A 23,734-nucleotide genomic window follows, 5' to 3' on the forward strand; every position below is an offset into this window, starting at 1 on the left:
ACCGCTTCCGCCCCGCCACGAGGGACCGGCGCCAGTCCGCCGTGTCGCAGGGAACGGTACTCAGCACCGGCCGTCCGGGCACAGTCCAGTCGGCGACCCGTTCCCCGGCCGTCACCGCACCGCGACCCGATCCCGGTTGTCCACAGGTGACCCCCGCAGGTTATCCACAGCGGTTGACACCTTGCGGCGCCCGTCCCACCATGGAATCGCACGAACCGAACGATCGGTCGGGAGCGTGCTCCGGGAAGCATCCAGGTCGAGGGGGAACCTCATGGCGACAGCAGCCGCCCGCGATACGGCCGGCGGCCGGGCGTCCGACGCACCGGCCGACGACACCGCGGACTTCCAGCGCGCCTTCGACGCGGCCGTGGCCGCCGACGAGCGGATCGAACCGCGCGACTGGATGCCGGACGCCTACCGGGCCACGCTCGTCCGGCAGATCGCCCAGCACGCGCACTCCGAGATCATCGGCATGCAGCCGGAGGCCAACTGGATCACCCGCGCGCCCTCGCTGCGCCGCAAGGCGATCCTCATGGCCAAGGTGCAGGACGAGGCCGGGCACGGCCTGTATCTGTACAGCGCCGCCGAGACGCTCGGCACCAGCCGCGACGAACTGCTCGACAAGCTGCACTCCGGCCGCCAGAAGTACTCCTCGATCTTCAACTACCCGACGCTGACCTGGGCCGACGTCGGCGCCATCGGCTGGCTGGTGGACGGCGCGGCGATCACCAACCAGGTGCCGCTGTGCCGCTGCTCCTACGGGCCGTACGCGCGCGCGATGGTCCGCGTCTGCAAGGAGGAGTCCTTCCACCAGCGCCAGGGCTACGAGCTGCTGCTGGCCCTCAGCAGGGGCACCCCGGAGCAGCACGCGATGGCGCAGGACGCGGTGGACCGCTGGTGGTGGCCGTCGCTGATGATGTTCGGCCCGCCCGACGACGAGTCCCAGCACTCCGCGCAGTCGATGGCCTGGAAGATCAAGCGGCACTCCAACGACGAGCTGCGCCGGCGCTTCGTCGACATCTGCGTCCCCCAGGCCGAGTCCCTCGGTCTCACCCTCCCCGACCCGGACCTGAAGTGGAACGAGGAGCGGGGGCAGCACGACTTCGGGGCGATCGACTGGACGGAGTTCCGGGACGTCCTCAAGGGCAACGGCCCGTGCAACGAGGAGCGGCTGACCCGGCGCAGGCGGGCCCACGAGGAGGGCGCCTGGGTCAGGGAGGCCGCGGCGGCCCACGCCGCCAAGCACAGGAACAGCGAGACGGGAGCGGCACGCGCATGACCCACACCGACTGGCCCCTGTGGGAGGTCTTCGTGCGCTCGCGCCGGGGCCTGTCCCACACCCACGCCGGCAGCCTGCACGCCCCGGACGCGGAGCTCGCCCTGCGCAACGCCCGCGATCTGTACACCCGGCGCGGCGAGGGCGTCTCCATCTGGGTCGTCCCGTCGTCCGCGATCACCGCCTCCTCGCCCGACGAGAAGGACCCGTTCTTCGAACCGGCCGCCGACAAGCCCTACCGGCACCCGACGTTCTACGAGATCCCCGAGGGGGTGCGGCACCTGTGACGACGACCCCCGCCAAGGACACCGCCCACACGGCGGCCGCGCTCGCCCTCGGTGACGACGCGCTGGTGCTCTCCCACCGCCTGGGCGAGTGGGCCGGGCACGCCCCCGTGCTGGAGGAGGAGCTCGCTCTCGCCAACATCGCGCTGGACCTGCTGGGCCAGGCCCGGGTGCTGCTGTCGGCGGCCGGTGACGAGGACGAGCTGGCGTATCTGCGCGAGGAGCGCGCCTTCCGCAACCTGCAGCTGGTGGAACAGCCGAACGGCGACTTCGCCCACACCATCGCCCGCCAGCTGTACTTCTCCGCCTACCAGCACCTGCTGTACGGCGAACTGGCCGCCGGCGACGGCCCGTTCGCGCCGCTGGCCGGCAAGGCCGTCAAGGAGACCGCCTACCACCGCGACCACGCCGAGCAGTGGACGCTGCGGCTGGGCGACGGCACCGACGAGAGCCACGCCCGGATGCAGCGGGCCGTGGACGCCCTGTGGCGCTACACCGGCGAGATGTTCCAGCCCGTCGAGGGCGTGGACGTCGACCCGTCCGGCCTGGAGACGGCCTGGCTGGAGCGGGTCTCGGAGGTGCTGCGCCGGGCCACCGTCACCGTGCCCGACGGCCCGCGCACCGGGGCGTGGACGGCCGGTGCGGGCCGGCAGGGCCTGCACACCGAGTCCTTCGGCCGGATGCTCGCCGAGATGCAGCATCTGCATCGCAGCCATCCGGGGGCGACATGGTGACCACCACCCCGCTGGAGGCGGAACTGCTGGAGCTCGCCGGTTCGGTGCCCGACCCCGAACTGCCCGTGCTGACCCTGCGCGAGCTGGGCGTCGTCCGCGCGGTGCACGCGCGCGGGGCCGGCACCGTCGAGGTCGAGCTGACCCCGACGTACACCGGCTGCCCGGCCGTCGAGGCGATGAGCACGGACATAGAGCGCGTGCTGCGCGAGCACGGGGTGCGCGAGGTCACCGTGCGCAGGGTGCTCGCGCCCGCCTGGTCCACCGACGACATCACCGACGAAGGGCGCCGCAAACTGCGGGAGTTCGGCATCGCCCCGCCGCGGGTACGGACGTCCCCCTCCGGGCCGGTTCCGGTGGAGCTCGGGACGACCCGCACCCAGCAGACGGGGCCGGACGACCACACGGACCCCGTGCGCTGCCCGCACTGCGGCTCGGCGGAGACCGAACTGCTCAGCCGTTTCTCGTCCACCGCGTGCAAGGCGCTGCGCCGCTGCCTGGCCTGCCGTGAACCGTTCGACCACTTCAAGGAGTTGTGATGGCCCGCTTCCACCGGCTCCGGGTGGCCGCGGTCGACCGGCTCACCGACGACTCCGTCGCCCTGACCCTCACCGTCCCACCGCACCTGGGCGAGGAGTTCCGGTACGTCCCCGGTCAGCATCTGGCCCTGCGGCGCGTCGCGGACGGCGAGGACATCCGGCGCACCTACTCCATCTGCTCCCCCGCTCCCGACGGCGAGGCCCCGAGCACCCTGCGGGTCGGTGTGCGGCTGGTCGACGGCGGCGCCTTCTCCACCTACGCGCACAAGGAGATCGGCCTCGGCGACGAGCTGGAGGTGATGACCCCGGCCGGGCGCTTCACGCTCCCTCCGGCACCCGGCCGGTACGCGGCGATCGTCGGCGGCAGCGGCATCACACCGGTGCTGTCGATCGTCTCGACCCTTCTCGCGCGCGAGCCCCGGGCCAGTTTCTGTCTGATCCGCAGCGACCGTACGGCCGCTTCGACGATGTTCCTGGAGGAGGTCGCCGATCTGAAGGACCGCTACCCCGACCGGCTTCAGCTGGTGACGGTGCTCTCCCGTGAGGAGCAGCAGGCGGGGCTGCCGTCCGGGCGGCTGGACCGGGAGCGGCTGACCGCGCTGCTGCCGGCCCTGCTGCCGGTGGAGCGGGTCGACGGCTGGTTCCTGTGCGGGCCGTACGGCCTGGTCGGGGACGCCGAGCGGGCGCTGCGCGGCCTGGGGGTGGCGCGCTCCCGCGTCCATCAGGAGATCTTCCATGTGGACGCCGGTACGGAGACCGTCGTCACGGCCCCCGCGCCCGCGCACAGCACGGTCACCGCCCGGCTCGACGGACGCGGCGGCAGCTGGCCCGTGCGGGACGGCGAGTCCCTGCTGGACACGGTGCTGCGCAACCGGCCCGACGCGCCCTACGCCTGCAAGGGCGGGGTGTGCGGAACCTGCCGCGCGTTCCTCGTCTCGGGCGAGGTGCGGATGGACCGCAACTTCGCGCTGGAGACGGAGGAGACGGAGGCGGGCTATGTCCTGGCCTGCCAGTCCCACCCGGTCACGGAGCGGGTGGAGCTGGACTTCGACCGGTAGCGGCGGGCGTTACAGCACGTGCCCCGGGGTCCCGTCGTCGATGACGACGGGACGGCCGGCGGCCTCCCACACCTGCATGCCGCCGTCCACGTTCACGGCGTCGACGCCCTGCTGACCCAGATACATGGCGACCTGGGCCGACCGTCCGCCGGACCGGCAGATCACATGCACCCGGCCGTCCTGCGGGGCGGCCTCGGTCAGCTCGCCGTAGCGGGCCACGAACTCACTGATGGGAATGTGCAGCGCTCCCGCCGCGTGACCGGCCTTCCACTCGTCGTCCTCGCGGACGTCCAGCAGGAAGTCGCCGTCCTTCAGGTCCGCGACCTGGACCGTGGGCACCCCAGCTCCAAAACTCATGCCCCCGACGCTACCGGAAGGGACCGGTCCCGGGCTCAGACCAGCAGCGCCGCGAGCTCGGCCTCGCGTTCGAGGACCTCGGCCCGCAGCTGTCCGGCGATCTCCTCGAGCAGCCGGTCGGGGTCGTGCGGGGCGAGGCGGAGCATGGAGCCGATGGCTCCGTCCTCCAGTTCGCGGGCGACCAGGGTGAGCAGTTCCTTGCGCTGGGCGAGCCATTCGAGGCGGACGTAGAGCTCCTCGCTCGCGCTCGGCACCCGCTTCAGCTCCGGCCCAGCCGCCCATTCCGCGGCGAGTTCACGCAGCTCGTCCTCGTTGCCTCGGGCGTAGGCGGCGTTGACGCGGGTGATGAACTCCTCGCGGCGGGCACGTTCCGCCTCCTCCTGCGCCAGGTCCGGATGGGCCTTGCGGGCGAGGTCGCGGTAGAGCTTGCGGGCCTCCTCGCTGGGCCGCACCCGCTGCGGGGGCCGGACCGGCTGGTCGGTGAGCATGGCGGTGGCCTCGGGGAAGAGGCCGCCGTCGTCCATCCAGCCGTTCAGCAGCTCCTCGACACCGGGGATGGGCAGCAGCCGGGCGCGCGCCTCGTCGGCCCGGCGCCGGTCCTCGGGGTCGTCACTGCGGGCCGCCTTGGCCTCCAGGATCTGGGCTTCCAGTTCCTCGAGACGGGCGTACACCGGGCCGAGCTTCTGTTCGTGCAGCCGGGAGAAGTTCTCGACCTCGACGCGGAAGGTCTCCACGGCGATCTCGAACTCGATCAGCGCCTGCTCGGCCGCGCGCACGGCCTGCTCCAGCCGCTCCTCGGGCCGTGCCGCACCACCACCGCCGGGCGCGTTCTCCGCGCCGGCGCCGCCACCCTGCTCACCCTCCGAGGTCGTCACCCGGACAGCGTAGGCCACCCGCCGGGCCGCCACGCGCCGCTCCGGCGGCGCACACCCCGGCCGGGCCCCGCGTCCCCGGCATGATCCGCCGGCCAGGACCCGGGACGGCGCAACCGCGCCGCCCGCCCGCTCACACCCCCGTCTCCGCCGCGATCCGTCCCTCGCGCACCGCGGTGACGAGGTCCGTGTGGTCCGCCTCGGTGCGGTCGGCGTAGGCGACGGCGAAGTCCGCCACCGCCTCGTCCAGCTCGTCGTTCTTGCCGCAGTAGCCGGCGATCAGACGGGGGTCGGCGCTGTGCGCGTGGGCGCGGGCCAGCAGGGCGCCGGTCATCCGGCCGTAGTCGTCGACCTGGTCGGCGGCCAGCGCGGCCGGGTCGACACTGCCCTTGCGGTTGCGGAACTGGCGTACCTGGAAGGGGCGTCCGTCGACCGTCGTCCAGCCCAGCAGGTTGTCGCTCACCACCTGCATCCGCTTCTGGCCGTGCACCACCCGCCTGCCCTCGTGGCCGGCCTCGGGGACGTCGAACCCGGCCGTCGGCAGATGCGGCACCAGTACCGAGGGGCGGGCCTCCTTCACCTGGAGGACCAGGGGCTCGCCCCGGTGGTCGAGGAGGAGCACGACATACGAGCGGGTGCCCACACTGCCGGTGCCGACGACGCGGAACGCCACGTCGTGCACCGCGTGCCGGGCCAGCAGCGGATGGCGGTCCGGCGGGAGCGTGCCGAGGTACTCCTCCAGCGACGCGGCCACCGCGGCGGCCTCGGCGTCGGGTATCCGGCGCAGCACCGGGGGCGCCTCGACGAAGCGCCGTCCGCCGTCCTCGGTCCGCTCGGTGGACTTGGCCGCGAACCGGCCGCTGGTGTTGGCGCGGGCCTTCTCGGAGACCCGCTCCAGGGTGCCCAGCAGGTCGTGGGCGTCGGTGTGGGAGACCAGTTCCTCGTCCGCGATGGCGTTCCACGCGTCCTGCGCCGACAGCTTCGACAGCAGCCGCATCGTGCGGCGGTAGGCGCCCGCGGTGTCGCGTGCCGCCGAGCGGCAGGTGTCCTCGTCGGCGCCGGCCTCGCGCCCGGCGAGCACCAGTGAGGTGGCGAGCCGCTTGAGGTCCCACTCCCAGGGGCCGTGCACCGTCTCGTCGAAGTCGTTCAGGTCGATGACCAGTCCGCCGCGCGCGTCGCCGTAGAGGCCGAAGTTGGCCGCGTGGGCGTCGCCGCAGATCTGCGCGCCGATCCCGGTCACCGGTGTACGGGCCAGGTCGTACGCCATGAGGCCGGCCGATCCGCGCAGGAACGCGAACGGAGTGGCCGCCATCCTGCCCACCCGCAGCGGCGTGAGCTCGGGCAGCCGCCCCCGGCTGGACTCCTCGACGGCGGTCACGGCGTCGGGGCGGGAGCCGTCCGGATCGAAGGCGGCGTGTGCCGCGCGGGGAACACCGCCGCGCAGCGCCTTGCCCTCGTCCTTGGGGCTGCCCCCGGCGGACCGTCCGGCGAATCCCGGCACCCGCGGCAGCGCTCGCGCCGGAGCCGCACCGGCGGGCTCACCGGCGGGCTCACCGGCCCTGGACACCTGGGCAACGACTTCGGTCACGGCGACCGCCTCCCCCGTACATACGTGCCGTACGCACGCTTCGACATCGATCGTGCCGACCGTACAGCCGGTGGCCGAAACGCGTCAGACCCTGTGGACAACTCCCCCGCTGTGGAAACGCCCGGACGCCGAGACCTACCCGGCCTCCGCGACCTGGCCCTCCAGCGGCAGCGACCGTCCCTCGGCCAGCAGCCGTCCGGCGCGGTCCTGCGTGATCTCCAGCCGGGCCAGGACGGCCGGAACGGCCACGCCCGGCAGCAGGTGGTGGAACAGCACGACGACCCGGTGCTCCAGGTCCTGCCGCTGGCAGCGCACCTGCGACAGGAGCTGCACCCCGCTGAAGCTCGCGACCAGCAGTTCCGCCGTCTCCGTGGCGTCGACGTGCGGCAGCAGCTCGCCCCCCGCCTTCGCCTCGGTTAGCGTGCGGGTGGTCTGGTCGATCCACATGCCGAACGCCGGAGTGCGGTCCAGCCCCAGCGCCCCCTGGTCGAGGGCCAGTCCGACACTGGCCCGCACCAGTGGCTCGGTCCGCAGCCGCAGCGCCAGCACCAGTCCGGAGTCGACCAGTTCCTGCAGCTTGCTGGACTGGGACGGCAGGGAGATCGCCAGCTGCTCCTCGAACACGCCGAGGGCCAGCTCCTCCTTGGAGGCGAAGTGGAAGTACAGCGCGCCCTTGGTGACCCCGGCCCGCTCCAGGATCTCCCCGATGGTCGCCGAGGTGTAGCCGCGTTCGTCGAAAACGGCCGCCGCCGCCTCCAGAATGGTCCGCCGGGTGCGGATCGCGCGCTCCTGTCGCGCCATCGGGGGTGCCTCCTGATCTGGGTGGATCTCATGGATCTCGTGGTTCGCACCGTGCAGTCACGGTGAAGCCTCCGTGAAGCCCTCGTGAAGCCGCCGGGTGGTTGTCGTGTCGTGCGGGGCGCGTGGGCTCGTCTCCGGCGGTGTCGATCACCCTTGGAAAAAAACCAACTCGTCCGTATCTTAGTGCGAACCGACCGGAGCCTGATTCTCGATCCCGGGGGTTCCTCATGCCGCAGCCGGATTCCTCGAGCGCACCCATGGATCAGACCGGACGGCGGGCCTCGCCCGCAAACGCCGCCGGCGGTTCCCGGCCCGGTGACCGCACGCGCGTCACGACGGAACTGGCCCATCGCCCCCGCACGGCGGACGTCTTCCCGGTCGACTGGGTACGGCTCTCCGACGCGCGCTTCCGCGTGAGCGCCCACTGGCCCGCCGACCACCCCTTCTTCGGCCCCGTCGACGACCGCCGCCTGGATCCGATGATCGTCGGCGAAACGTTGCGTCAGACGTCGATGGCCCTCGCCCACGCGGAGTTCGGCGCCCCCGCCGACACCCACTTCGTCATGCGCGACCTGGAGATCTCCACCGATCCCGACCGGCTGCTGCTCGCGGACACGGCCGAGCCGGTCACCGTCGACGTCGTCTGCTCCGAGGTCCGCCGCCGGGGCCGCGGCCTGAACGGCATGCGCACCACGATGGAGTTCCACCGCGCGGGACGCCTCGTCGCCCGCGGCACCGGCAGCACCGGCTGCACCTCCCCGGCCGCCTACCGCCGCCTGCGGGCATGCCGGCCGGCCGTGCCGGGGGCCCGAATACCACTGCCCGATCCGGTGTCACCCGAACTGGTGGGCCGTCACCGCGCGGAGGACGTCGTCCTCGCCCCCGCCGACCGGCCCCGCTCCTGGCTGCTGCGCGCGTCCACCGGGCACCCGGTCCTCTTCCCGCGGCCCAACGACCACGTGCCCGGCATGGTCCTGTTCGAGGCCGCCCGCCAGGCCGCCACCGCGGCATCGGGTCTGCTGCCCTTCCTGCCGTCCGAACTGGCCGTCTCCTTCAGCCGCTACGCCGAACTGGACAGCCCCTGCCGGATCGACGCCGAGGTGCTCGACAAGGGCGACGACGGCGTGACGGTACGGGTGTCGGGCAGGCAGGACGACGAGCCCGTCTTCGCCGCCACCCTCACCTGCGCGCCCACGACCCCGGTACGGTCCCTGCCGTGACCGTCGACATCCTGCTCACCGGCGCCACGGGCTTCATCGGTGCCAGGGTCGCCACCGCGGCCCGCGCCCGCCCCGGCGTCCGCGTCCGCACACTGTCCCGCCGGGCGCCGGCCGGGCGGGCGGACTCCACCACGGTGCCCGGCGATCTCGCCGACCCCCGCACGCTGCACGGCGGTTGCTCCGGCGCCGACGTCCTCGTCCACTGCGCCTCCCGCGTGGGCGGCGATCCGGAATCGGTCACGGCGGTCAACGACCTCGGCACGAAGGCCCTGATGGAAGAGGCCGTAAGGGCGGGGGTGCGCCGGATCGTGTACGTGAGCACCGCCGCCGTCCACGGCCGGGGCCCCTTCCGCGGCGTACGGCCCGGCGAGGCGCCGATCGCGCCCGCCTCCGCCACCAGCCGCACCCGCGCGGCGGCCGAACGGCATGTCCTCGACGCGGGCGGCCTGGTGCTGCGCCCGCATCTGGTGCACGGCGAGGGCGACCGCTGGGTGGTGCCCGGACTGGTGGGACTGCTGAGGGAGTTGTCGGCGACCCTGTCCGGCTGCACGGCACTCCAGTCGGTGATCGACGTCGACACACTGGGCCGGGCGGTCGTCTCGGCGGCCCTGTCCCCGCACCACGGGCCCGGCGCCCACTACGTCGGGCACCCGGACCCCGTCCCCGCCTCCGAACTGCTCGCGGCCGTGTGCGAGCGCGTGGAACGGCCCGGCGGCGGCGCGGCCGTCGACGTGGACACCGCCCGCGCGCGGGCCGCCGGCTCCCCGCGCGCGCTGCATCACCTGGGCATGCTGACCGTGGACCACTGGTTCGCGGACGACGGCTTCTGGAAGGACCTGGACTGCTCGCCGGGCGAGGGTTTCGCGCGGACGTTCGCGCGGTCGGCGCCCTGGTACCGGTCGTATGTGACGAAGACTCGCATGTGACGAAGACTCGTATGTGACGACAATCAGCAAATAAACCGACCGGTCGGTTTCCCTCGTCTCACTCCCGCAGGTACGCGAGCACCGCCAGCACCCGCCGGTGCGTCCCGTCCGTCGGCGGCAGGTCCAGCTTGGTGAAGATGCTGCCGATGTGCTTGCCGACGGCGGCCTCCGAGACCACCAGGGCGCGGGCGATCGCCCCGTTGGACCTGCCCTCCGCCATCGACGCCAGCACCTCCCGCTCACGCGGGGACAGCCGCTCCAGCGGGTCACGGCGGTGGCGCAGCAACTGCCGTACCACCTCGGGGTCGATCACCGTGCCGCCGTCCGCGACCTGGCCGAGGGCGGTCACGAACTCCTCGATCTGGCCGACCCGGTCCTTCAGCAGATAGCCGACGCCGGTGCCGTCGCCGGAGTCCAGCAGGTCGGCGGCGTACCGGCGCTGCACGTACTGGCTGAGCACGAGGACGGGCAGCGCGGGCCGCTCGGTGCGCAGCCGCACGGCCGCGTGCAGGCCCTCGTCCTGGAAGCCCGGGGGCATCCGGACGTCCGTCACCACGATGTCGGGCCGGTGTGCACCGGCCTCGGTGATCAGCGCCTCGGCGTCGCCGACCGCCGCGACGACCTCGTGTCCGCACCTGTGGAGCAGGCCGATCAGGCCCTCGCGCAGCAGCACACCGTCCTCGGCCAGCACCACGCGCAGCGGCCGGCCGGCCGTCAGGGGGAGCAGGGGGCGCAAGGGATCTCCACACGCAGCAGGGTCGGTCCGCCCACCGGGCTGGACAGGGTGAGTCTGCCATCGAGCACCGACACCCGGTCGGCGAGTCCGGTCAGCCCGCTGCCCTCCCCGGCCCGTGCGCCGCCCCGGCCGTCGTCGCGCACCTCCAGCAGCAGCCGCCCGTCGCGATGCCCGCCGCCCACCCGCGCGCGGCTCGCCCCGCTGTGCCGGGCGACGTTGGCGAGCGCCTCGCACACCACGAAGTACGCGGCGGCCTCGACCGGCGTGGGCAGCCGCGCGGCGAGATCCAGGTCCACGTCCACGGGTACGGCGGACCGGTCGGCGGCGTCGGCGACGGCGGCCCCGAGACCGTAGTCGGCGAGGACCTGGGGGTGGATGCCGTGGATGAGCTCCCGCAGTTCCCGAAGCGCCCGCCCGGCTTCGTCGTGGGCCTGGGCGAGCCGGTCGGCGAGCGGGCCCGGCGGCGCGTCCAGGCGGGCCAGGCCCAGTGTCATGGTCAGGGCGACCAGACGCTGCTGGGCCCCGTCGTGCAGATCGCGTTCGATGCGCCGCCTTTCCGCCTCGAAGGCGTCCACCAGCCGCGCCCGGGACCGGGTCAGTTCGGTCACCCTCGCCCCCAGCTCGGCCTCGCGCGGGACGAGCAGCAGCCGGGTCAGGCCCGCGCGGGCGCCCGCGGCGACCCCCAGCAGATAGGCGCCCGGGGCGAACAGGAGGAGTCCGAGCAGGGCGGCGCCGGCCGCCGAGGGCCAGGTGGTGACCGTCCACAGCTTGAGGATCTTCGCCTCCTCGCCGCCGCCGGCCGTGGCCATCAGCAGGGGCGTGGCGGTGACGACCGCCGGGGCGAGCAGGCCGGCCATGAGCGCGAGGGCGTCGACGGGCCACAGCAGGCCCGCGAAGAGCAGGGTGTGGCCGAGCTCCCGCCAGGTGGCCCGCTCCCGGAGCCGAGTGGTCAGCCAGGCCCGCAGGCCGGGTGCGGCGGGCGTTGAGTGCGGGTCGGCGGCCGGATCGCGGTCGACGAGCCGCAGCCGCCACCGCTCCAGCCGCGCGACCGGCAGTCCCGCGAGGGCGGTGCCGAGCAGCAGCGGCAGCCCGATCAGGGCGAGCGCGAGCACCCCGCCGGCCACCAGCGACACCACGACGCCCACGAGCACGACCGCGCCGGTGAGCGCGCCCGTGAGCAGGTATCCGGCCGCGCGCCATGGCCACGGGGACAGGACGTAGCCGGGGCGGGACATGGCCTGCCAGGGGTTTCGAGGCTGCATGCGGATCACCGTAGAAGCGGGCGCCGCGCGGGGCCATCGCCCTGGACCGAGGCTTCGGGGTATGCCTGGCCCTACCCCTTTTCTCGCCCCTGCCGCACTGCGCCCGCCGGCCCCCGCGCGGTTTCGTTCAGGCAGGCGTCCGGCGGGCAGCGGCCGGGCCGGACGAGGGGAGTAGGACATGGGCCGGAGAGACGGCGACGCGGTCGCCCTGCGGCGGGTGAGCCGGCGGTACGGCACCGTGTACGCGCTGGACGAGGTGTCCCTGTCGTTCCCGCGCGGGAGCTTCACCGCCGTGATGGGCCCGTCCGGGTCCGGCAAGTCGACGCTGCTGCAGTGCGCCGCGGGCCTCGACCGGCCCACCTCGGGCTCGGTCACCGTCGGCGGCACCGAGCTGACCGGCGCTCTGGACTCCCGCACCGGCCACGAGGTGCTCACGCTGCTGCGCGCCATGGTGGACCGCGAGCGGCAGACGGTCGTCATGGTGACCCACGACCCCGTGGCCGCCTCCCGCGCCGACCGCGTGGTCTTCCTCGTCGACGGCCGCCTCCACGGCGAGCTGACGGGGGCCGGCGCCGACGCCGTGGCCGCGCGGATGACCGGACTGGAGACCGTGCCGTGCTGAGCCTCGCCCTGCGCACCCTGCGCTCCCGGTGGATCACCTTCACGGGCAGCTTCATCGCCCTCGCGCTGGGCGTGGCCCTCCTCACCGTCATGGGGCTCGCCCTCGCCTCCTCCCTCGACGCCCCCGCGCGGCAGCCCGAACGGTTCGCCGCCGCCCCGGTCGTGGTCGAGGGCGCGGACACCCTGCGCGTACCGACGCCGAACGGCGACCGCACCGCGGAACTGGCACACCCGCGCGCGGTCCCCGACGCCACCGTGGCAAAGCTGCGCCGGCTCGGCACGGTCGTCGAGGACCGCTCCTTTCCCGTCCGCGCGAAGGGCGCTCCCGGCGAACTGACCGGCCATCCCTGGTCCACCGCCGCGTTCACCCCCTACGAGATCGAGTCCGGCCGTGCACCCCGCGCGGACGACGAGGTGGTGATCGGCGGCGACTGGGCGCGGCCCGGCACCCGGCTGCGCACGGATCACGGCACCGTACGGGTCGTGGGCACCGTGGCCGGCCGCGGCTTCGAACACGCCCTCTTCCACACCGACGCGCGCGCCGCCGAGCTGTCCCCGGCCGTCGACCGCCTGGTCGTCGACGCCGGCCCGGCGGCCGTACGCGAGGCCGTGCGCGGGACCGACGGCGTACGGGTCCTCACCGGGGCGGACCGCCGGTACGCCGACCCCGGTCCGGAGCGCGACAGCGAGGCGCTGACCGCGATGAACGCCCTGTTCGGCACGGCGGGCGGGGTCTCCGCCTTCGTCTCGGTGTTCGTGGTGGCGTCCACCTTCGCCTTCGCGGTGGAGCGGCGGCGCCGGGAGTTCGGGCTGCTGCGCGCCACGGGGGCGACCCCGGGGCAGCTACGGCGCATGGTGGCCGCGGAGGCCCTGCTGGTCGGCGTACTCGCCTCGGCGGCCGGCTGCGCGCTCGGCGGCCGTGCGGCGCCCGCGCTGGCCGCGTGGGTGGCCGAGGTGGAACTGGCGCCGCGCTGGTTCACGATCGGCGACGCCGACTGGCCGTACCACGCGGCGTTCTGGACGGGGCTCCTGGTCGCCCTGAGCGGTGCCGTCGTGGCCTCCTGGCGGGCGGGCCGTACCAGTCCCCTGCAGGCGCTGCGCGAGGCGTCCGCCGACGGCGGGGCCATGACGCCGGCACGGTGGCTGTGCGGTACGGCTCTGCTGCTGACCGCCGGCGTGACGCTCGCCCTGGCGCTGCTCGGCGACCCGGGCGGCCTGCTGCACCGCAAGGCCTACGTCAGCCGGCCCATGCTGCTGATCACCGCCGCCGCACTGCTCGCCCCGCTCGCCGTGCGCCCCCTCACGCGACTGCTGACGGGGCTGCCGGGGGTGACCGGCACGCTGGTTCGGGAGAACACGGCCGCCGGGGTGCGCCGTACGGCGGCGGTCGCGGCGCCCGTGCTGGTCACGGTCGCCCTGGCGGGCTCCCTGCTCGGCGCCATCGCCACCCTGGACCGGGCGAGGGCCGCGGAGACGCGGGAGCGGACCACGGCGGCGTTCGTCGTCACCCGCGCGGGCGACGGGGCGTTCCCTCCCGGGACGCTGGAGCGGCTGCGCGCAATACCGGGCGCGCGGGTGTCGGCGAGCGCGCCGAGCGCGGTGTACGTCCTGGAGGAGGGCGTGGCACTGGTCAGGTCCGAGGCGCGGGCCGTCGGCCCCGGCGGGCCGGCGGCGACCGCGCGGTTGCCGCTCACCGCGGGGAGGGTCACCGACCTCGACGACGGTTCGATCGTCGTCAACGAGGAGTGGGAGCGGCACACGGTGGGGCAGCGGGTACGGGTGTGGCTCGGGGACGGCACGGAGCGGACGCTGCGGATCGCCGCGGTGATGGCCACCGGCACCGGTGACAACGGTGTCTACGTCACCCCGGCCAACGCGCCGGGCGCCCGCGTGGACCGGGTGGACGTCGCCCTCACGGCCGGCGCCGACGCGCGTGCGGTGGCCTCCGGCCTGGAGCGGGCGGTACGGCCCGTCGGCGGGCTGGTCCGCACCGGGGAGCAATGGGCGTCCGCCACGGATCCCGGGAGCGAACGCACCACCCGGTACGGCTTGCTGCTGGTTCTCGGCATCGCCCTGCTCTACACGGGCATCTCCGTGGCCAACACCATGGTGACGGCCACCTCCGGCCGGGTGCGCGAGTTCGCGGCTCTGCGGCTGGCCGGCGCCACCCACTGGCAGGTGCTGCGGATGGTGGGCGCGGAGGCGCTGACGGTGGTCGCGTTCGGGGCGGTACTGGGCCTGGCGGTGGCCGTACTCAACCTGGCCGGCATCCGGGGCGCCCTGGCCTTGCTCTCGGCCCCCGCCCCGCTCACCGTCCCCTGGCCCGCCCTGGCCGTGGTCACAGCGGCCTGCGCCGCACTGTCCACGACCGCCGCGGTCGTTTCCACGGCCCTCGCCCTGCGCCACCCCCCGCTGTCCTCGGCGGGCGTACGCGAATGATCCCGCGCGGGACGTCTCCCCGCGCTCCCCCTCGCCCCCGCGGGGCCCTCCCCGCGGCCCCTGACCCGGCGCCCGGAGGCGCCCCCGAGCGCCTCTCCGCGGCGAAAAGGATCATGAGATGTTCCTCACACGCCGCCCCGCCGCCGTACTGTCTCCGGGCACGCGAAACAGGCATGCGAAACGGGCGGCATCCGATGGATGCCGCCCGTTCGACGATGTGCGCGAGGGGGGAGTTGAACCCCCACGCCCTTGCGGGCACTGGAACCTGAATCCAGCGCGTCTGCCTATTCCGCCACCCGCGCATTGGGTGTTGCCTTCGGGCCCTGCCCCCTGGGGGCCTTGCGCCTTCCGACATCCAGAACATTAGCACGCTGGTCCGGGTGCGTTCACATCCCTTTTCGCCGCCCCCGCCCCGACCGGCCCCGATCCCGTCCGCCGGGCCCCGGACCGCCTCCGGCCCGCCCCCGCGCGGTCCGCGATGTCGCGGCGGCGACCGCTTCACGTATCAACCTCGTACCGGTAGTCCCCGTCTTCCCATGAGCCGGACGGAGTCCACAGCCGGGTGCGGGACACTGGTCTGCGTCCCCCTCTACGATCCATGGCAGAACAACGCGCACGGCCACGGCCGGTGGAGTTCGCCGAAGGAGTTCGAAGAGGGGCTTCGGAGGGAACTTCGTCAGGCGTCGACACCCGTCGACCGTGCCGACAGGGGGAACCGGCCGATCGACCGGCGCGTGGATACGATCAGTAAGCAGTACCAGGTAGGCGGTGCACGAAACAGTGCGCCGGGCAGTACACAGGACGGCAGCTACGGAGGAGGTGCCCCATGGGAGTCCTGAAGAAGTTCGAGCAGCGTCTCGAAGGTCTGGTCAACGGCACCTTCGCCAAGGTGTTCAAGTCCGAGGTGCAGCCCGTGGAGATCGCGGGAGCGCTCCAGCGTGAGTGCGACAACAACGCCACCATCTGGAACCGCGACCGCACCGTCGTACCCAACGACTTCATCGTCGAACTGAGCACACCGGACTTCGAGCGGCTCAGCCCGTACTCCGGCCAGCTCGGCGACGAGCTCGCCGGGATGGTGCGCGACTACGCCAAGCAGCAGCGCTACACCTTCATGGGTCCCATCAAGGTGAACCTGGAGAAGGCGGACGACCTCGACACCGGCCTCTACCGGGTCCGCAGCCGTACGCTCGCCTCCTCCGCCAGCCAGGCGGCCCCCGGCGGCGCGCCCGGAGCACCGGGCGCACCCGGCGGCGCACCGCCCGCCGGCCGCCCCGGGGGCTACGGCTACCCGTCGGCCGGCCCCGCGGGCGCCCCGCCCATGCCGGCCGCGCCACCGCCTCCCGGCGGCGGCTACGGCTACCCGCAGCCCGCGGCGGCCCAGCGGCCGCCCGCCGGACCCGCGTCCGGCGGACGCACCCGCTACTGGATCGAGATCAACGGCACCCGCCACCAGATCTCCCGCGCCACCCTCGTGATGGGCCGCAGCACCGAAGCCGACGTGCGGATCGACGACCCCGGCGTCTCCCGCCGGCACTGCGAGATCCGGACCGGAACGCCCTCGACGATCCAGGATCTCGGATCCACCAACGGCATCGTGGTGGACGGGCAGCACACCACCCGCGCTACGCTCCGCGACGGCTCGCGGATCGTCGTGGGCAGCACCACCGTTATCTATAGGCAAGCCGAAGGGTGAAGCGGGGGCAATGTCAGAGCTGACCCTCACGGTCATGCGGCTGGGGTTCCTGGCCGTACTGTGGCTGTTCGTGATCGTGGCCGTGCAGGTCATCCGGAGTGACCTGTTCGGCACTCGCGTCACGCAGCGCGGAGCGCGGCGGGAGACCGGCCGGCCGCAGCAGGCCGCCGCCCGTCAGGCGCCGCCGCCGCAGCGCCAGCAGTCCGGCGGCCGCCGCGGCGGCCGCAACACCCCCACCAAGCTGGTCGTGACCGAGGGCACCCTCACCGGCACCACCGTCGCCCTCCAGGGCCAGACCATCACCCTGGGCCGGGCACACGACAGCACGATCGTGCTGGACGACGACTACGCCTCCAGCCGCCATGCCAGGATCTACCCGGACCGCGACGGCCAGTGGATCGTCGAGGACCTGGGCTCCACCAACGGCACCTACCTGGACCGGACCCGGCTGACGACCCCCACAGCGATTTCGCTGGGCGCCCCGATCCGCATCGGCAAGACCGTTATCGAGCTGCGGAAGTAGTGCCACGTCATGAATGAGCGCGAGCGGAGCGAGCACGCAGTGGGGGTCCCCGACCAGGGGCCCTGCGCGCTCCCGACCGGAGGGTGGGCAGTGTGGCTCGACACGACCGGCTGTACCCGGAGCCGACGGGCGAGGTGCGCATGAGTCTGTCCCTGCGCTTCGCCGCCGGATCGCACAAGGGCATGATCCGGGAGGGCAACGAGGACTCCGGTTACGCCGGTCCCCGGCTGCTCGCCATCGCCGACGGCATGGGCGGCGCCGCCGCCGGCGAGGTCGCCTCCTCCGAGGCGATCTCCACCATCGTCGCCCTCGACGACGACGTGCCCGGCTCCGACCTGCTCACCTCCCTCGGCACCGCCGTCCAGCGCGCCAACGACCAGCTGCGCATGATGGTCGAGGAGGACCCCCAGCTCGAGGGCATGGGCACCACCCTGACCGCCCTGCTGTGGACCGGTCAGCGCCTCGGCATGGTGCATGTCGGAGACTCCCGCGCCTACCTCCTGCGCGACGGCGTCCTCACCCAGATCACCCAGGACCACACCTGGGTGCAGCGTCTGGTGGACGAGGGCCGGATCACCGAGGAGGAGGCCACCACCCACCCGCAGCGGTCCCTGCTGATGCGGGCCCTCGGCAGCGGCGAACACGTCGAACCCGACCTGTCCATCCGCGAGGTCCGGGCCGGCGACCGCTACCTGATCTGCTCCGACGGCCTGTCCGGCGTGGTCTCCCACCAGACCCTCGAGGAGGCCCTGGCCAGCTACCAGGGCCCCGAGGACACCGTCCAGAGCCTGATCGAGCTGGCCCTGCGCGGCGGCGGCCCCGACAACATCACCGTGATCGTCGCCGACGTCCTCGACCTCGACACCGGCGACACCCTCGCCGGGCAGCTGTCCGACACCCCTGTCGTGGTCGGCGCCGTGGCCGAGAACCAGAACCAGCTGCACGACAACGGCATCATGCAGACCCCCGCCGGCCGCGCCTCCGGTCTCGGCCGCCGGCGCGGACAGGGCGGCGGGGGCGAGTTCGGCCCGCCCGGCAGCGGAGACGTCACCGGCTTCATCCCCACCGACGGCTTCGACTACGGCGACGACGACTTCGCCAAGCCCGGCAAGGACCGCAGGTGGCTCAAGCGGTCCGTCTACAGCCTGCTGGCCCTCGCCGTCCTCGGCGGCGGCCTCTACGCCGGCTGGCGCTGGACCCAGACCCAGTACTACGTCGGCACCAACGGCGAACACGTCGCCCTGTACCGGGGCATCAGCCAGGACCTGGCGTGGGTCTCCCTCTCCGACGTGGAGAAGGACCACCCCGAGATCGAACTCAAGTACCTCCCGCCCTACCAGCGCAAGCTGGTCGAGGCGACCATCGCCGAAGGCGACCTCTACGGCGCCCGCGAGAAGATCGAGGAACTGTCGGTGCAGGCCTCCGCGTGCAGGAAGGAGGCCGAGCGGCGCGACGCCGAGAGCGAGAAGAACGCGAAGACCGGCGAGGGCGAGGCCGGAGGCACCACGGGAACCACTCCCGCCTCCTTCACGTCCAAGGCGTCGCCGACGCCGAACCCCTCGGGTTCGGCACAGGCCCCGGAGCAGTCCACGCCCCCGTCCACGACCGCACCCACCTCCAGCCCCGGCCCCAGCCTCTCGGAGGAGGAGCAGAAGGTCGTCTCGCTGTGCGGTAAGCAGTAGGCAAGCCGTGAGAGGCCCTGTCACACGATGAGCAGTACTACCAACCCGTCGCCGCAGCACACGTCCACGATCGGCGCGATCGGAGCGCCCAGCCGACGCAACACCGAGCTCGCGCTCCTGGTGTTCGCCGTCGTCATCCCGGTCTTCGCCTACGCCAACGTGGGACTGGCCATCAACGACCAGGTGCCCGCCGGGCTGCTGAGCTACGGCCTGGGCCTCGGTCTGATGGCGGGCGTCGGCCATCTCGCCGTACGGAAGTTCGCCCCGTACGCGGACCCGCTGCTGCTGCCGCTGGCCACCCTGCTCAACGGCATCGGTCTGGTCGCCATCTGGCGACTGGACCAGTCGAAGCGGCTGCAGGCGAGCAGTACGTTCGTCGAGGCGGCGCCGCGCCAGCTGATGTACTCCGCGCTCGGTGTCGCGCTGTTCGTGGCCGTCGTGTTCTTCCTCAAGGACCATCGCGTCCTGCAGCGCTACACCTACATCTCCATGGTCGGCGCGCTGATCCTGCTGCTCCTGCCGCTGGTCCCGGGCATCGGGCACAACGTCTTCGGCGCCCGGATCTGGATCAAGATCCCCGGACTCGGCACGCTGCAGCCCGGTGAGTTCGCCAAGATCGTCCTGGCGGTCTTCTTCGCCGGCTACCTCATGGTCAAACGCGACGCCCTGGCCCTGGCCAGCCGCCGCTTCATGGGGCTCTACCTCCCGCGCGGACGCGACCTCGGCCCGATCATCGTCGTCTGGATCATCTCCATCCTGATCCTGGTCTTCGAGACCGACCTCGGTACCTCGCTGCTGTTCTTCGGCATGTTCGTGATCATGCTGTACGTCGCCACCGAGCGGACCAGCTGGATCGTGTTCGGTCTGCTGATGTCCGCGGTCGGCGCCGTCGGCGTGGCGAGCTTCGAGCCGCACATCCAGACCCGTGTGCAGGCCTGGCTCGACCCGATGCACGAGTTCGAGCTCAGCCGCGCCGGGGTCCAGGACGGCATCGTCCACTCCGAGCAGGCCATGCAGGCGCTGTGGGCGTTCGGCTCCGGCGGCACCCTCGGCACCGGCTGGGGCCAGGGCAACTCCGACCTCATCGGCTTCGCCGCCAACTCCGACTTCATCCTCGCCACCTTCGGCGAGGAGATCGGCCTGGCCGGCGTCATGGCGCTGCTGCTGCTGTACGCGCTGATCGTGGAGCGCGGCGTGCGCACCGCCCTGGCCGCCCGCGACCCGTTCGGCAAGCTGCTCGCCATCGGCCTGTCCGGCGCCTTCGCCCTCCAGGTCTTCGTCGTCGCCGGCGGCGTCATGGGCCTGATCCCGCTGACCGGTATGACGATGCCCTTCCTGGCGTACGGCGGTTCCTCCGTCATCGCCAACTGGGCACTGATCGGCATCCTGCTCAGAATCAGTGACACCGCCCGCCGCCCGGCGCCCGCTCCCGCCGCCAACCCCGACGCCGAGATGACCCAGGTGGTCCGCCCGTGAACAAGCCCCTGCGCCGGGTCGCGATCTTCTGCGGCCTGCTCATCCTCGCCCTCCTCGTCCGGGGCAACTGGCTGCAGTACGCCCAGGCAGACAAGCTGAGGACCGACGAGGAGAACCGCCGCGTCGCCATCGAGCGCTATGCCTCGCCGCGCGGCGACATCATCGTCGACGGTGAGCCCATCACCGGGCACAAGGCCACCACGGGCGACTTCAAGTACAAGCGCACCTACAAGGACGGCGCCATGTGGGCGCCGGTCACCGGCTTCGTCTCCCAGGCCTTCGGCGCCACCCAGCTGGAGTCCATCGAGGACGGCATCCTCACGGGCAACGACGACCGCCTCTTCTTCCGCAACACGCTCGACATGCTCACGGGCAAGAACAAAGAGGGCGGCAACGTCGTCACCACCCTCAGCGGCGCCGCACAGAAGGCCGCCTACGACGGTCTGAAGAAGCAGGGCGCCAAGGGCTCCGTCGTCGCCCTCGAACCGTCCACCGGCAAGATCCTCGCCCTGGCCTCCTACCCGTCCTACGACCCGTCCACGATCGCCGGCAACAGCCTCGACACGGACACCAAGGCGTGGCAGAAGCTCCAGAAGAAGAACAACCCCGCCGACCCGACGCTCAACCGGGCGCTGCGCGAGATCTACCCGCCCGGCTCCACCTTCAAGGTGCTCACCGCGGCCGCCGCCCTGGAGTACGGCCTCTACGACGACGCGGACTCGAAGACCGACTCGCCGCTGCCGTGGACCATGCCGGGCACCACGACCGAGCTGAAGAACGAGGGCAACATCCCCTGCGAGAACGCCACGCTGCGCGAGGCGCTGCGGGTGTCCTGCAACACCGTCTTCGGCAAGGTCGGCTCCGACCTCGGCAACGAAAAGATGCTGGAGATGGCCAAGAAGTTCGGCTTCACCGAGGAGCAGTTCACCCCGGTCCGCTCCAACGCCTCCGTGTTCTCGGAGGACATGGCCCCCTCCGAGGTCGCCCTGTCCTCCATCGGCCAGTTCAACACCGCCGCCACCCCGCTGCAGATGGCCATGGTCTCCGCGGCGGTCGCCAACAACGGCACCCTGATGAAGCCCTACATGGTCGACGAACTCCAGGCCCCCAGTCTCGACACCATCGAGAAGACGGACCCGGAGGAGATGAGCAAGCCGATGTCGGCGGAGACCGCCCAGACCCTCCAGTCGATGATGGAGACGGTCGTCAAGGAGGGCACGGGAACCAACGCCCAGATCTCCGGCGTCACCGTCGGCGGCAAGACCGGTACCGCACAGCACGGCGAGAACAACAGCAAGAACCCCTACGCATGGTTCATCTCCTACGCCAAGACCTCCGACGGCAGCTCGCCGGTGGCGGTCGCCGTCGTGATCGAGGACGAGAACGCCGTGCGTGACGACATCTCCGGCGGTGGCCTCGCCGCACCGATCGCCAAGAGCGTGATGGAGGCCGTCGTCAAGGGCAAGCAGTGACCCCGATCACGTCTGCTTCACATCGGTGCACGTTGCGGTACCGGTCCTGTATCGGCTGACGCACTTGGCCAGGTCACACAAAGCGAGCCGGGTACGGTAGGGCCCGGACGGCAGCCTCCGGCGGCACACGCGTGCCGCCCGGGACCGACGGAGAGGGCTGGTAGGTAGCTATGGAAGAGCCGCGTCGCCTAGGCGGCCGGTACGAGCTGGGCCCGGTGCTCGGCCGTGGTGGCATGGCGGAGGTTTACCACGCTCATGACACCAGGCTCGGGCGCCAGGTGGCGGTGAAGACGCTCCGCGCGGATCTCGCGCGCGACCCGTCCTTCCAGGCCCGGTTCCGCCGTGAGGCCCAGTCGGCCGCCTCGCTCAACCATCCCGCGATCGTGGCGGTCTACGACACGGGCGAGGACTACATCGACAACGTGTCGATCCCGTACATCGTCATGGAGTACGTCGACGGTTCCACGCTCCGTGAGCTCCTGCACAGCGGCCGCAAGCTGCTGCCGGAGCGCACACTGGAGATGACCATCGGCATCCTCCAGGCGCTGGAGTACTCCCACCGGGCCGGCATCGTCCACCGTGACATCAAGCCGGCCAACGTCATGCTGACGCGCAACGGCCAGGTCAAGGTCATGGACTTCGGCATCGCCCGCGCGATGGGCGACTCCGGCATGACGATGACCCAGACCTCGGCCGTCATCGGCACCGCGCAGTACCTCTCGCCGGAGCAGGCCAAAGGCGAGCAGGTCGACGCCCGGTCCGACCTCTACTCCACCGGCTGTCTGCTGTACGAACTGCTGACCGTACGGCCGCCCTTCGTGGGCGACTCCCCGGTCGCGGTCGCCTACCAGCATGTACGGGAGGAACCGCAGCCGCCGAGCGTCTTCGACCCCGAGATCACGCCCGAGATGGACGCGATCGTGCTGAAGGCGCTGGTCAAGGACCCCGACTACCGGTACCAGTCGGCCGACGAGATGCGCGCCGACATCGAGGCCTGCCTCGACGGCCAGCCCGTCGCGGCCACGGCCACCCTGGGCGCGGTCGGCTACGGCGGCTACCCCGACGACCAGCCGACGACGGCGCTGCGCGCGGACGGCGGGGCCGGGGGGGCGACCTCGATGCTGCCGCCGATGAACCCGGACGACGGCGGCTTCGGCTACGACGACCGTCAGGGCAGGCGCCGCCAGCCGAAGAAGAACAACACCTCGACGATATTGCTGGTCGTGGCGGGTGTCCTGGTCCTCATCGGCGCCATCCTGATCGGCCGCTGGGCCATCAGCGGCAGTGGCGGAGTGGACAACAGCAAGGTCGACACCCCGAACTTCATCGGCGCGACCAAGGCGGACGCCGAGAAACAGGCGGTCAACGCCGACTTGAAGCTCACCTTCGAGGAAAAGCCCTGCGAGGACCAGAGCAAGGGCAAGATCTGCGACCAGAACCCCGCCGCGGGTACCGAGGTCGACAAGGACTCCACCGTCAGCGTGGTGGTCTCCACCGGCGCGCCGAAGGTGGTCGTGCCGAGCGTCGTGGGTGACAACGTCGACGACGCCAAGGCCGAGCTCGAGGGCGAGAAGTACGAGTTCACCGTGGAGGTCAAACAGGAGGTCGACGCCGAGGAGCCCGGCACGGTCCTCAAGCAGGACCCGCCGCTCGGCGAGGAGGTGGAGAAGGGCACCACCATCACCCTCACCGTCGCCAAGGAACAGGCCAAGTCCACCGTCCCGGACGTCCTCAACCAGACCTGTGACGCGGCCGTGGCCCAACTGGCGGACAGCGACCTCGTCGGCAACTGCGTCGACGAGGAGACCGACGACCCGAACAAGGTCGGCAAGGTCATCCGCACCACGCCGGGAGGCGGCCAGCAGATCGACAAGAACTCCCAGGTCCAGGTCTTCATCGGCAAGGCCAAGGAGAACCAGCAGGTCGCGGTCCCGAACGTCAACGGTCAGTCCCTCAGGGACGCCCGGAGGCTGATCGAGGAGGCCGGACTCGTGGTCGGCAACGTCGGCCCCGCCCAGGACGAGAACGCCCAGGTCGTCGCCTCCGACCCCGGCCAGGGCAACCCGGTCGACAAGGGCTCGGCGGTCAACCTGGTGACCGTGGGCCAGGGCGGCAACAACAACGGCGGCGGCTTCTTCGGGGGCCCCACCGGGGGCAACGAGGACGACTGACCCC

21 protein-coding genes and 1 tRNA gene are annotated in these 23,734 nt (G+C 72.3%); 15 read left to right on the forward strand and 7 right to left on the reverse strand.

Annotation, left to right across the window (positions count from 1 at the left end; all coding sequences use genetic code 11):
• Positions 1 to 271: 271 nt before the first annotated feature.
• The 5 genes from paaA to paaE are packed head-to-tail and all read left to right on the forward strand — an operon-like array spanning position 272 to position 3,888.
• On the forward strand, positions 272 to 1,279 hold the full coding sequence (paaA, locus tag IF28_RS0106535) for a 1,2-phenylacetyl-CoA epoxidase subunit PaaA (protein WP_030215299.1): 1,008 nt from the start codon (positions 272 to 274) through the stop codon (positions 1,277 to 1,279).
• Positions 1,276 to 1,563: a 1,2-phenylacetyl-CoA epoxidase subunit PaaB gene (gene paaB, locus IF28_RS0106540; protein WP_030215302.1), complete on the forward strand. Its 288-nt coding sequence runs from the start codon at positions 1,276 to 1,278 to the stop codon at positions 1,561 to 1,563. Before paaA ends, paaB begins: the two co-directional genes overlap by 4 nt.
• Positions 1,560 to 2,294 carry a 1,2-phenylacetyl-CoA epoxidase subunit PaaC gene (gene paaC / locus IF28_RS0106545; protein WP_030215304.1) on the forward strand — a complete coding sequence of 245 codons (735 nt, stop codon included), beginning with the start codon at positions 1,560 to 1,562 and terminating at the stop codon, positions 2,292 to 2,294. Before paaB ends, paaC begins: the two co-directional genes overlap by 4 nt.
• Positions 2,288 to 2,830: a 1,2-phenylacetyl-CoA epoxidase subunit PaaD gene (gene paaD, locus IF28_RS0106550; protein ID WP_030215307.1), complete on the forward strand. Its 543-nt coding sequence runs from the start codon at positions 2,288 to 2,290 to the stop codon at positions 2,828 to 2,830. Before paaC ends, paaD begins: the two co-directional genes overlap by 7 nt.
• Complete coding sequence (paaE, locus tag IF28_RS0106555; protein WP_030215310.1) at positions 2,830 to 3,888, forward strand: 1,2-phenylacetyl-CoA epoxidase subunit PaaE; 1,059 nt, start codon at positions 2,830 to 2,832, stop codon at positions 3,886 to 3,888. Before paaD ends, paaE begins: the two co-directional genes overlap by 1 nt.
• A gap of 9 nt (positions 3,889 to 3,897) precedes the next feature.
• On the opposite strand, the gene IF28_RS0106560 is transcribed toward paaE, so the two are convergent.
• From IF28_RS0106560 to IF28_RS0106575, 4 genes are all read right to left on the reverse strand, one after another.
• Positions 3,898 to 4,227, reverse strand: a complete 330-nt coding sequence (locus IF28_RS0106560; RefSeq protein ID WP_030215313.1) for a rhodanese-like domain-containing protein — start codon at positions 4,225 to 4,227, stop codon at positions 3,898 to 3,900.
• Between the two features lie 53 nt (positions 4,228 to 4,280).
• Positions 4,281 to 5,120, reverse strand: coding sequence for a hypothetical protein (locus IF28_RS0106565; protein WP_030215316.1), 840 nt, complete (start codon positions 5,118 to 5,120; stop codon positions 4,281 to 4,283).
• A 130-nt stretch (positions 5,121 to 5,250) separates the two neighbouring features.
• Positions 5,251 to 6,684: a DUF2252 domain-containing protein gene (locus IF28_RS0106570; protein ID WP_030215320.1), complete on the reverse strand. Its 1,434-nt coding sequence runs from the start codon at positions 6,682 to 6,684 to the stop codon at positions 5,251 to 5,253.
• 156 nt (positions 6,685 to 6,840) lie between these two features.
• Complete coding sequence (locus tag IF28_RS0106575; protein ID WP_030215322.1) at positions 6,841 to 7,506, reverse strand: ScbR family autoregulator-binding transcription factor; 666 nt, start codon at positions 7,504 to 7,506, stop codon at positions 6,841 to 6,843.
• 257 nt (positions 7,507 to 7,763) lie between these two features.
• Between IF28_RS0106575 and IF28_RS39780 the strand changes: the two genes are divergently transcribed.
• Together IF28_RS39780 and IF28_RS0106585 are read left to right on the forward strand one after the other, a co-directional pair.
• Complete coding sequence (locus IF28_RS39780) at positions 7,764 to 8,726, forward strand: ScbA/BarX family gamma-butyrolactone biosynthesis protein (RefSeq protein WP_158713667.1); 963 nt, start codon at positions 7,764 to 7,766, stop codon at positions 8,724 to 8,726.
• The gene (locus IF28_RS0106585; protein WP_037892694.1) at positions 8,723 to 9,652 is read left to right on the forward strand and encodes an NAD-dependent epimerase/dehydratase family protein; all 930 of its coding nucleotides are present in this window, start codon (positions 8,723 to 8,725) and stop codon (positions 9,650 to 9,652) included. Before IF28_RS39780 ends, IF28_RS0106585 begins: the two co-directional genes overlap by 4 nt.
• 58 nt (positions 9,653 to 9,710) lie before the next feature.
• Here IF28_RS0106585 and IF28_RS0106590 read toward each other — a convergent pair whose 3' ends face one another.
• Both IF28_RS0106590 and IF28_RS0106595 read right to left on the reverse strand, forming a co-directional pair.
• Complete coding sequence (locus IF28_RS0106590) at positions 9,711 to 10,343, reverse strand: response regulator transcription factor (RefSeq protein WP_037892772.1); 633 nt, start codon at positions 10,341 to 10,343, stop codon at positions 9,711 to 9,713.
• 23 nt (positions 10,344 to 10,366) lie between these two features.
• Positions 10,367 to 11,650, reverse strand: a complete 1,284-nt coding sequence (locus IF28_RS0106595) for a sensor histidine kinase (RefSeq protein ID WP_234324988.1) — start codon at positions 11,648 to 11,650, stop codon at positions 10,367 to 10,369.
• A 178-nt stretch (positions 11,651 to 11,828) separates the two neighbouring features.
• On the opposite strand from IF28_RS0106595, the gene IF28_RS0106600 reads away from it, so the two are divergent.
• Together IF28_RS0106600 and IF28_RS0106605 are read left to right on the forward strand one after the other, a co-directional pair.
• Positions 11,829 to 12,272 (forward strand): ATP-binding cassette domain-containing protein, encoded by a 444-nt coding sequence (locus IF28_RS0106600; protein WP_030215335.1) that lies wholly within the window; start codon positions 11,829 to 11,831, stop codon positions 12,270 to 12,272.
• A complete protein-coding gene (locus IF28_RS0106605; RefSeq protein WP_030215337.1) occupies positions 12,266 to 14,710 on the forward strand; it encodes an ABC transporter permease in 2,445 nt (814 codons plus the stop codon). Before IF28_RS0106600 ends, IF28_RS0106605 begins: the two co-directional genes overlap by 7 nt.
• Positions 14,711 to 14,928: 218 nt before the next feature.
• On the opposite strand, the gene IF28_RS0106610 is transcribed toward IF28_RS0106605, so the two are convergent.
• Positions 14,929 to 15,012 (reverse strand) — tRNA-Leu (locus IF28_RS0106610).
• A gap of 524 nt (positions 15,013 to 15,536) precedes the next feature.
• Between IF28_RS0106610 and IF28_RS0106615 the strand changes: the two genes are divergently transcribed.
• The 6 genes from IF28_RS0106615 (at position 15,537) to pknB (ending at position 23,730) form a co-directional block, all read left to right on the forward strand.
• Positions 15,537 to 16,406, forward strand: coding sequence for an FhaA domain-containing protein (locus IF28_RS0106615; RefSeq protein WP_030215340.1), 870 nt, complete (start codon positions 15,537 to 15,539; stop codon positions 16,404 to 16,406).
• Positions 16,407 to 16,416: 10 nt separating this feature from the next.
• Positions 16,417 to 16,929, forward strand: coding sequence for an FHA domain-containing protein FhaB/FipA (locus IF28_RS0106620; RefSeq protein WP_030215344.1), 513 nt, complete (start codon positions 16,417 to 16,419; stop codon positions 16,927 to 16,929).
• Positions 16,930 to 17,069: 140 nt separating this feature from the next.
• Entirely contained in the window at positions 17,070 to 18,611 is a 1,542-nt protein-coding gene (locus IF28_RS0106625; RefSeq protein WP_037892775.1) for a Stp1/IreP family PP2C-type Ser/Thr phosphatase, read from the forward strand.
• A gap of 27 nt (positions 18,612 to 18,638) precedes the next feature.
• Complete coding sequence (locus IF28_RS0106630) at positions 18,639 to 20,087, forward strand: FtsW/RodA/SpoVE family cell cycle protein (protein ID WP_030215350.1); 1,449 nt, start codon at positions 18,639 to 18,641, stop codon at positions 20,085 to 20,087.
• Entirely contained in the window at positions 20,084 to 21,559 is a 1,476-nt protein-coding gene (locus IF28_RS0106635; protein WP_030215355.1) for a peptidoglycan D,D-transpeptidase FtsI family protein, read from the forward strand. Before IF28_RS0106630 ends, IF28_RS0106635 begins: the two co-directional genes overlap by 4 nt.
• A 170-nt stretch (positions 21,560 to 21,729) precedes the next feature.
• Positions 21,730 to 23,730 (forward strand): Stk1 family PASTA domain-containing Ser/Thr kinase, encoded by a 2,001-nt coding sequence (pknB, locus tag IF28_RS0106640; RefSeq protein WP_030215359.1) that lies wholly within the window; start codon positions 21,730 to 21,732, stop codon positions 23,728 to 23,730.
• Positions 23,731 to 23,734 lie beyond the last annotated feature (4 nt).

The sequence above is a fragment of the Streptomyces sp. NRRL WC-3626 genome, assembly GCF_000718785.1.
Classification (GTDB): domain Bacteria; phylum Actinomycetota; class Actinomycetes; order Streptomycetales; family Streptomycetaceae; genus Streptomyces; species Streptomyces edwardsiae.

Excerpts from the sequence above, each read along its gene's own strand:
- IF28_RS0106595 (WP_234324988.1), bottom strand. The coding sequence starts at position 11,650 with ATGCAGCCTCGAAACCCCTGGCAGGCCATGTCCCGCCCCGGCTACGTC.
- pknB (WP_030215359.1), top strand. The coding sequence starts at position 21,730 with ATGGAAGAGCCGCGTCGCCTAGGCGGCCGGTACGAGCTGGGCCCGGTG.
- IF28_RS0106575 (WP_030215322.1), bottom strand. The coding sequence starts at position 7,506 with ATGGCGCGACAGGAGCGCGCGATCCGCACCCGGCGGACCATTCTGGAG.
- IF28_RS0106630 (WP_030215350.1), top strand. The coding sequence starts at position 18,639 with ATGAGCAGTACTACCAACCCGTCGCCGCAGCACACGTCCACGATCGGC.
- paaE (WP_030215310.1), top strand. The coding sequence starts at position 2,830 with ATGGCCCGCTTCCACCGGCTCCGGGTGGCCGCGGTCGACCGGCTCACC.
- IF28_RS0106625 (WP_037892775.1), top strand. The coding sequence starts at position 17,070 with ATGAGTCTGTCCCTGCGCTTCGCCGCCGGATCGCACAAGGGCATGATC.
- IF28_RS0106615 (WP_030215340.1), top strand. The coding sequence starts at position 15,537 with ATGGGAGTCCTGAAGAAGTTCGAGCAGCGTCTCGAAGGTCTGGTCAAC.
- paaA (WP_030215299.1), top strand. The coding sequence starts at position 272 with ATGGCGACAGCAGCCGCCCGCGATACGGCCGGCGGCCGGGCGTCCGAC.
- IF28_RS0106600 (WP_030215335.1), top strand. The coding sequence starts at position 11,829 with ATGGGCCGGAGAGACGGCGACGCGGTCGCCCTGCGGCGGGTGAGCCGG.
- paaD (WP_030215307.1), top strand. The coding sequence starts at position 2,288 with ATGGTGACCACCACCCCGCTGGAGGCGGAACTGCTGGAGCTCGCCGGT.
- IF28_RS39780 (WP_158713667.1), top strand. The coding sequence starts at position 7,764 with ATGGATCAGACCGGACGGCGGGCCTCGCCCGCAAACGCCGCCGGCGGT.
- paaB (WP_030215302.1), top strand. The coding sequence starts at position 1,276 with ATGACCCACACCGACTGGCCCCTGTGGGAGGTCTTCGTGCGCTCGCGC.
- IF28_RS0106620 (WP_030215344.1), top strand. The coding sequence starts at position 16,417 with ATGTCAGAGCTGACCCTCACGGTCATGCGGCTGGGGTTCCTGGCCGTA.